Below are 6,434 nucleotides of genomic sequence, written 5' to 3'. Positions count from 1 at the left end.
CGGCCGGCGTGCTCAACCTGGTGTTCGGCCGTGGTCCTACCGTCGGCAGCCCGCTGGTCACTCACCCGAAAGTGCGCATGGTGTCGTTGACCGGTTCGATCGCCACCGGTTCGAACATCATTTCCAGCACTGCCGACAGCGTCAAACGCATGCACATGGAACTGGGCGGCAAAGCCCCGGTGATCATCTTCGACGATGCCGACATCGACGCCGCCGTGGAAGGCATCCGTACCTTCGGCTTCTACAACGCAGGGCAGGACTGCACCGCCGCTTGCCGCATCTATGCGCAGGCAGGGATCTACGAGAAGTTCGTCGAGAAACTCGGCGTCGCCGTCAGCAGCATCAAGTACGGCCTGCAGGATGATCCGTCAACCGAACTCGGCCCGCTGATCACCGCGCAACACCGTGACCGCGTTACCGGTTTCGTCGAGCGCGCCATCGCCCAGCCGCACATTCGGTTGATCACCGGTGGCAAGGCGGTCGAGGGCAACGGCTACTTTTTCGAACCGACGGTACTGGCCGATGCGCAACAGGACGACGAAATCGTCCGCCGTGAAGTGTTCGGGCCGGTCGTCTCGGTGACTAAATTCAGCGACGAAGCGCAAGTGCTGGGTTGGGCCAACGATTCGGACTACGGCCTGGCGTCCTCCGTGTGGACCGCCGACGTCGGCCGCGCCCATCGCCTGTCCGCCCGTTTGCAGTACGGCTGCACCTGGGTCAACACGCACTTCATGCTGGTCAGTGAAATGCCCCACGGCGGTCAGAAACTGTCCGGGTATGGCAAGGACATGTCCATGTACGGATTGGAGGACTACACAGTCGTGCGGCATGTGATGTTCAAGCACTAGAAAAAGCATCGTCGGATCGCCGCCCGGAGCGAGCTTGCTCGCGATGGCGTCACCGCAACCTCAAGGAAGAAACCGGCACCAGCACCACCAGGCCCCACCCCAAAGAAGACAAAACAATAACCACCGATCCGGGCGGCGCCCCCAAGGCCCCGCCACGGTTTCGGACATCCGAAATCTGCCGATTTTCCGGAGCAAACACACATGAGTGCATCACCCGATCTCTCTGCAGCCCTTGCCGACAGCGATGCCGAGCAACTACGCAAGCTGGGTTACACCTCCAACTTCAATCGCAGCATGAGCCTGTGGGAAAACTTCGCCCTGGGCTTCACCTACCTGTCCCCGGTCGTCGGGGTGTATACCCTGTTCGGCCTGTGCCTGGCCGCGGGCGGGCCACCGATGTTCTGGGCCTACTTGCTGGTCGGTTGCGGGCAGTTGCTGGTGTGCCTGATCTTCGGCGAAGTGGTTTCGCAGTTCCCGATTTCCGGCGGCGTATACCCGTGGGCTCGTCGCTTGGTGGGCAAGCGCTGGGCGTGGATGGTCGGCTGGATCTACTCCATCGCCCTGTGCGTGACCATCGCGGCGGTTGCCGTGGGTGCCGGTCCGTACCTCGCCGCCATGATGGGCTTTGAACCGAGCAACAACACCAACATCATCATCGCCCTGTTCCTGACGCTGTTCGCCACCCTGGTCAACCTCAGCGGCACCAAAGTGCTGGCGCGGATCGCCATGTTCGGCTTCCTCTGCGAGCTGGTCGGCGCGGTGATCGTCGGTGTTTACCTGCTGATTTTCGAGCGTCATCAACCCATCAGCGTGTTGTTCAACACCTTCGATATCAGCGTCGACGGCTCGTACCTGCCGGCGTTCCTCACCGCTTCGCTGGCGGGGATGTTCCTGTACTACGGCTTCGAGGCCTGCGGCGACGTGGCCGAAGAAACCCCGAACCCGAGCAAGCAGATCCCGGTGGCCATGCGCATGACCATCTACATCGGCGGCATCGCGGCGATGTTCGCCTGCCTGGCGCTGATCCTGGCCGTGCCGGACATGCAGGCGGTGATCAACGGTACCGACAAGGATCCAGTCACCACCATTCTCAACAACGCGTTCGGCCCGGTGGGTTCGAAAGTGGTAATGGGCGTGGTGATGATTTCCTTTATCTCCTGCGTGATCAGCCTGCAAGCGGCGGCCAGTCGTCTGCTGTACTCCTACGCCCGTGATGAAATGGTCGTCGGCAGCCGACTGCTGAAGAAGATCTCCCCTACGACTCAGGTACCAGTTGCCGCACTGTTCGTGTCCGGCGTCCTGCCGGCACTGATCATCATCCTCGGCTTCTTCCTGCAAGACGCGGTAGCCACCATCGTCAGCTTCGCGGCCATTGGCATCTACCTGGCGTTTCAGATGATCGTGCTCGCGGCCCTGTACGCCCGCATGAAGGGCTGGAAACCGAGCGGCAAATTCACCCTCGGCGCCTGGGGCTGGGCGGTGAACATCGGCGCGCTGGTCTACGGTGTCGGTGCCATCATCAACATGGCCTGGCCACGCACCCCGGATGCCGCGTGGTACATCAACTACGCGATGGTGCTGAGTACCGCCATCGTGATTGGTCTGGGCCTGCTCTACATGTGGATCGCCAGGCCGTATGACCATGGCATGGCGCCTGCTGGGGATGCCTGGAAAGTCAGCCGGTAACGGCATTCGCACCGGTGCCGTCGTGGTGCCGGGGCAAAACTTCTCCAACAGCCTGTACGACGATGCCGACGAAAGCGAAAAGCTGATGAACCTGGCCCGGCAACCTGTTGGACGGGTGAGCATCGCCAACTCGGATGCAGCGTTGAGCGCTTGTGCCCATGCGGCGATTGATGAGGCGTATCGGGCGGTGGGGGGAGTGGGTTAAGCAACGGTAATTGAGCTCCACGGATGGCTATTCCCAACGATCCGTGGAGCAAAAAAATTCAGACGGGCACTATCAATTCAACCGAAGGAAAATAGCTGCGATAGCGTTTGGCATCTCGAGTCAGCAATGGCAGCTGTTTTACAGCAGCATGTGCCCCGATGAAAAAATCCGCCAAGACATTACTTTTACCGCCACCTACTTTCCGATACCGAATGAAAGCCTTCCCAGCCAAAAACAAAGCTGGCCGCGGGACTTCGCACATTGCGAGACCGAGCTGGTGAATTACATCATCCAGTGCCTCAAAGGTTGAGAACGCCTGGGATAGCTCAGCGTAGATAATTGGATTAATAGCCAATTCATGAATCTGTGACTGGGCACGAAGCTGCTTGATGGACCAATCAGCCCAGACAGGGTCGTCTTCCAGAACATCGATCAACACATTCGTGTCGACCAATATCATCAGTCCTCACCCCGTAGTAACGCCATCAATTCATCTGTACGCCATTTGATATCGGCCTTGCCCCGCATAGCCTCAAATCGGTCTGAAACAATCGACTTGTCTGTTTTTTTGGGGTTACCACTGTGCAGCACCACCTCGCCATTGGCGTTGACACTGAATTCAACCGCCGAACCCGGCATCAGATGCAGAGCGTCACGAATTGGCTTCGGAATAGTGACCTGCCCCTTGCTGGTCATCGTTGTCGACATAACTCCGCCCTCAAGTATTACCCTCGATAAAAAAGTAATACTTTGCTTAAAACTCCGCAACCTCCGCTCATCGTAGGTAAGTGTGGAGTGAACTGAAGAAAACTGCCCGCCTATCTCATGCACTCGGATCAGTGAAGATTTACCGGAGGAGTTAGACCTGTAAATTGCAGCATTCTCCAGTAAATCAGGAAGCCTTTCTGTGCACTTCGAAGGCTTGAGCACATTTCGCGCTTTGCTCAGGTAAGGAGCGGCCGCCTTAGACAACGTTTGCCTGTCCCGGAAAGAGCGGTAATTGGAAACCGGAAATTCGATCAGCATGGAGAAAACCTGCAGTTCATTCACTGGATGCGAATAAATAAAGGAAAAACTGCGGCTCAGGTGCTGACTCTCAGCACCTCATGCAAAAACAGGAAAATCCTACAGATCGAACCTTCGAATACCGGCGCCGATTCCTACAACAAGCGTCGCCAGAGTAGACTTGGCGCCGCGAACGCCTGACCGATAGGCTTTCCTCCGTCGCTGCCAAATCAGCGGCCCGGAGTCGAAGCCGGAACATATCAACATGGCGCATCCGCGCCCCCATATGAGCTGGGGCATTTTTTTGCCTTTCAGTTTCGCGTTATGGCGGGCCGTGTGGCGCGGGCCTCTCGGCTTCCATGTTGATCGAGAATGTTCCGACTTCGAACGCCCCACGGTCCGCCACCCAAATCTTTCGAAGGATTAGTGGCGGCTCCTTTCTTCAACATGGAGTCGAGAAATGCACAAGCACACATCACATCCGACTGAAACGCCTTCCTGCTTCATTCCTAAAGTCTTCACCCGCCACAACCGCTTCCTCCACGCTTTCATGCAACACAACCAAGCCTGGTTTTGTGTTCAGGACCTTGGGCGCCTGATGGGCAAACCCCTGAATGAACGGCTCACCCTGAAACTCGACCCCGACCAACGTCGCAGCATCTGGCTGCGCAAGGACGGCAAAACGGTCGATGCCCTGATGGTCAGCGAATCAGGCATGTACGCCTTGCTGGTTCACCACTTCGTTCCGGAAAACCGCAACCTGCGCCAGTGGTTGAGCAACGAAGTCATACCCTCGCTGCGCGACGCCAAATCAGCGCCTGTGGAAAACCGGCCAAGCTTGAGTTCCTTGAATTGGGCCGGAATCTCCGTGCCCTTGCTGCATTACCAACATCACGCCTGGATCAAGTGGCGTGACATGCCTGAGTTGATGCAGGTGCAGCGACCCTTCCCAATCGCCGGCACTTGCCGTTGAAGGGATAAATCGGGCTGATCAAAAAGGGACAGACTCACAGTCCGTCCCTTTGGTTTGAGTCCTCTCAATTAATTGTCCTGCTGAATGAGTTATTTCCACATGAACGAGACTCGCAGCATCAAACGAAACGTCATCGAAATGATTCCATGTGATAGCTCGTTTGCAGAGGCGTATCTCCATAAGCTCGACCAGCAATCAGTCCGACAGCAAGCAATCGACGYCGGCCTAGCCGACGCTGATGCAGGCAGGTTAACCGGCCTGGCCACCGTGAAGGCCAAATGGCTCCCACGGTAACCAGCCTGGCTCAAAACCTCGAAACACTCCTCATCGCRTCCACCAGATACCTCATCGCAATCCTGTCGCTCTCCGACAGCTCCCGATAGCGTTCCACCAGTTTCATTTCCTCGCTGTTGAGCCGGCGTCTTCGCCGCCCGCTGGCCAGGCACGGAAAGATTCCCAACAACTCAGTGATGTTCTGTACTTTCGACATGGACGATGTCCTTCTCTAGACGTCAAAGAAACTGCAAAAAACCGCATCGCCCTATCCCYTTTTCAGCAGCCGCTGGGTGCCCACTGAACCGCACCGGTCCGAAGGGCATAAACCGGTCATGTGCACAGAATAGAAATATTCCGGGCGCTGAAAAGCGATTTTTAGAGTAATTAGTCGAAAAAAGCAGAAATGCCCTTTAAATCAGAAACCACTGTCGGAATTATTTCCCGACATGTCTTGTTTCATTGCCGGGCTAGCGCCGTGCCATCAATCAATTTTGCTCTGCAATCGAACGGTTTAAGCTAGCCGGCCTCTGTATAAAAGTCCGTTGCGTTTGGCCGAAGGCATGTCCGAACCGATATTTCTGATCCAGCACGTGCCAGGAACGGCGCGGGATTGTTCACGACAGGTTGTATTTATGCACCGCAGGAACTTGCTCAAAGCCTCCATGGCCATCGCGGCCTACACCGGTTTGTCCGCCACGGGCCTGTTGGCCGCCAAGGCCTGGGCCGCCAGCGGCGGCACCGCTGATGGCGAAGCCACCGCGTTCGATTTCGAGGCACTGAAGCTCCAGGCCAAACAGCTCGCCAGCAATCGCTACCAGGACACCAAGCAACAGTTGCCGCCGACCCTGGCGACCATGACACCGCAGAACTTCAATGCGATCCGCTACGACGGCAATCATTCGTTGTGGAAGGAGCTCAAGGGTCAGCTGGACGTGCAGTTCTTCCACGTCGGCATGGGATTCAAGCAGCCGGTGCGCATGTACAGCGTCGATCCGAAAACCCGGATGGCCCGCGAGGTGCATTTCCACCCGTCGCTGTTCAACTATGAAAACACCACGGTCGACACCGCACAGCTCAAGGGCGACCTGGGCTTCTCCGGCTTCAAGTTGTTCAAGGCCCCGGAACTGGACAAGCACGATGTGGTGTCCTTCCTGGGCGCGAGCTACTTCCGTGCGGTGGATGCCACCGGCCAGTACGGCCTGTCGGCCCGCGGGCTGGCCATCGACACCTACGCCAAAAAGCGCGAAGAATTCCCCGACTTCACCAAGTTCTGGTTCGAGACGCCGGACAAGGACAGCACTCGCTTCGTGGTCTACGCCCTGCTCGACTCGCCGAGCGCCACCGGTGCCTACCGCTTCGATATAGACTGCCAGGCCGAGCGCGTGGTGATGGAGATCGATGCCCACGTCAACGCACGCACCGCCATCGACCAGTTGGGCAT

Annotated in this window: 8 protein-coding genes; 5 read left to right on the top strand and 3 right to left on the bottom strand. The window is 57.5% G+C overall.

Features of this window, described 5'->3' with window-relative positions; genetic code table 11:
• The 3 genes from ACXRVY_RS14130 to ACXRVY_RS14120 all read left to right on the top strand — a co-directional run.
• A partial coding sequence (locus ACXRVY_RS14130; protein ID WP_458237598.1) for an aldehyde dehydrogenase family protein occupies window positions 1-848 on the top strand: 848 nt, incomplete at its 5' end.
• Window positions 849-1,049: 201 nt separating this feature from the next.
• Complete coding sequence (locus tag ACXRVY_RS14125; RefSeq protein WP_223458281.1) at window positions 1,050-2,534, top strand: APC family permease; 1,485 nt, start codon at window positions 1,050-1,052, stop codon at window positions 2,532-2,534.
• Window positions 2,512-2,739, top strand: a complete 228-nt coding sequence (locus ACXRVY_RS14120; protein WP_411740697.1) for a hypothetical protein — start codon at window positions 2,512-2,514, stop codon at window positions 2,737-2,739. Before ACXRVY_RS14125 ends, ACXRVY_RS14120 begins: the two co-directional genes overlap by 23 nt.
• A gap of 58 nt (window positions 2,740-2,797) precedes the next feature.
• On the opposite strand, the gene ACXRVY_RS14115 is transcribed toward ACXRVY_RS14120, so the two are convergent.
• Together ACXRVY_RS14115 and ACXRVY_RS14110 are read right to left on the bottom strand one after the other, a co-directional pair.
• Entirely contained in the window at window positions 2,798-3,199 is a 402-nt protein-coding gene (locus tag ACXRVY_RS14115) for a type II toxin-antitoxin system VapC family toxin (protein WP_223458279.1), read from the bottom strand.
• Entirely contained in the window at window positions 3,199-3,765 is a 567-nt protein-coding gene (locus tag ACXRVY_RS14110; RefSeq protein WP_411740696.1) for an AbrB/MazE/SpoVT family DNA-binding domain-containing protein, read from the bottom strand. Before ACXRVY_RS14110 ends, ACXRVY_RS14115 begins: the two co-directional genes overlap by 1 nt.
• 439 nt (window positions 3,766-4,204) lie before the next feature.
• Between ACXRVY_RS14110 and ACXRVY_RS14105 the strand changes: the two genes are divergently transcribed.
• Complete coding sequence (locus tag ACXRVY_RS14105; protein ID WP_223458277.1) at window positions 4,205-4,717, top strand: BRO-N domain-containing protein; 513 nt, start codon at window positions 4,205-4,207, stop codon at window positions 4,715-4,717.
• 304 nt (window positions 4,718-5,021) lie between these two features.
• On the opposite strand, the gene ACXRVY_RS14100 is transcribed toward ACXRVY_RS14105, so the two are convergent.
• Window positions 5,022-5,207, bottom strand: a complete 186-nt coding sequence (locus ACXRVY_RS14100) for a hypothetical protein (RefSeq protein WP_223458275.1) — start codon at window positions 5,205-5,207, stop codon at window positions 5,022-5,024.
• A gap of 418 nt (window positions 5,208-5,625) precedes the next feature.
• On the opposite strand from ACXRVY_RS14100, the gene ACXRVY_RS14095 reads away from it, so the two are divergent.
• Window positions 5,626-6,434 (top strand): glucan biosynthesis protein (locus ACXRVY_RS14095; RefSeq protein ID WP_458237597.1); only part of this gene is annotated, 809 nt, incomplete at its 3' end.

This window comes from Pseudomonas sp. P5_A2_2 (genome assembly GCF_054177685.1).
This window is presented reverse-complemented; position numbering and strand designations above follow the sequence as displayed.

What these genes read in the sequence shown, in the direction of transcription:
- ACXRVY_RS14115 (WP_223458279.1), bottom strand. Translation starts at nt 3,199, where the DNA reads ATGATATTGGTCGACACGAATGTGTTGATCGATGTTCTGGAAGACGAC.
- ACXRVY_RS14120 (WP_411740697.1), top strand. Translation starts at nt 2,512, where the DNA reads ATGCCTGGAAAGTCAGCCGGTAACGGCATTCGCACCGGTGCCGTCGTG.
- ACXRVY_RS14125 (WP_223458281.1), top strand. Translation starts at nt 1,050, where the DNA reads ATGAGTGCATCACCCGATCTCTCTGCAGCCCTTGCCGACAGCGATGCC.
- ACXRVY_RS14105 (WP_223458277.1), top strand. Translation starts at nt 4,205, where the DNA reads ATGCACAAGCACACATCACATCCGACTGAAACGCCTTCCTGCTTCATT.
- ACXRVY_RS14110 (WP_411740696.1), bottom strand. Translation starts at nt 3,765, where the DNA reads ATGCTGATCGAATTTCCGGTTTCCAATTACCGCTCTTTCCGGGACAGG.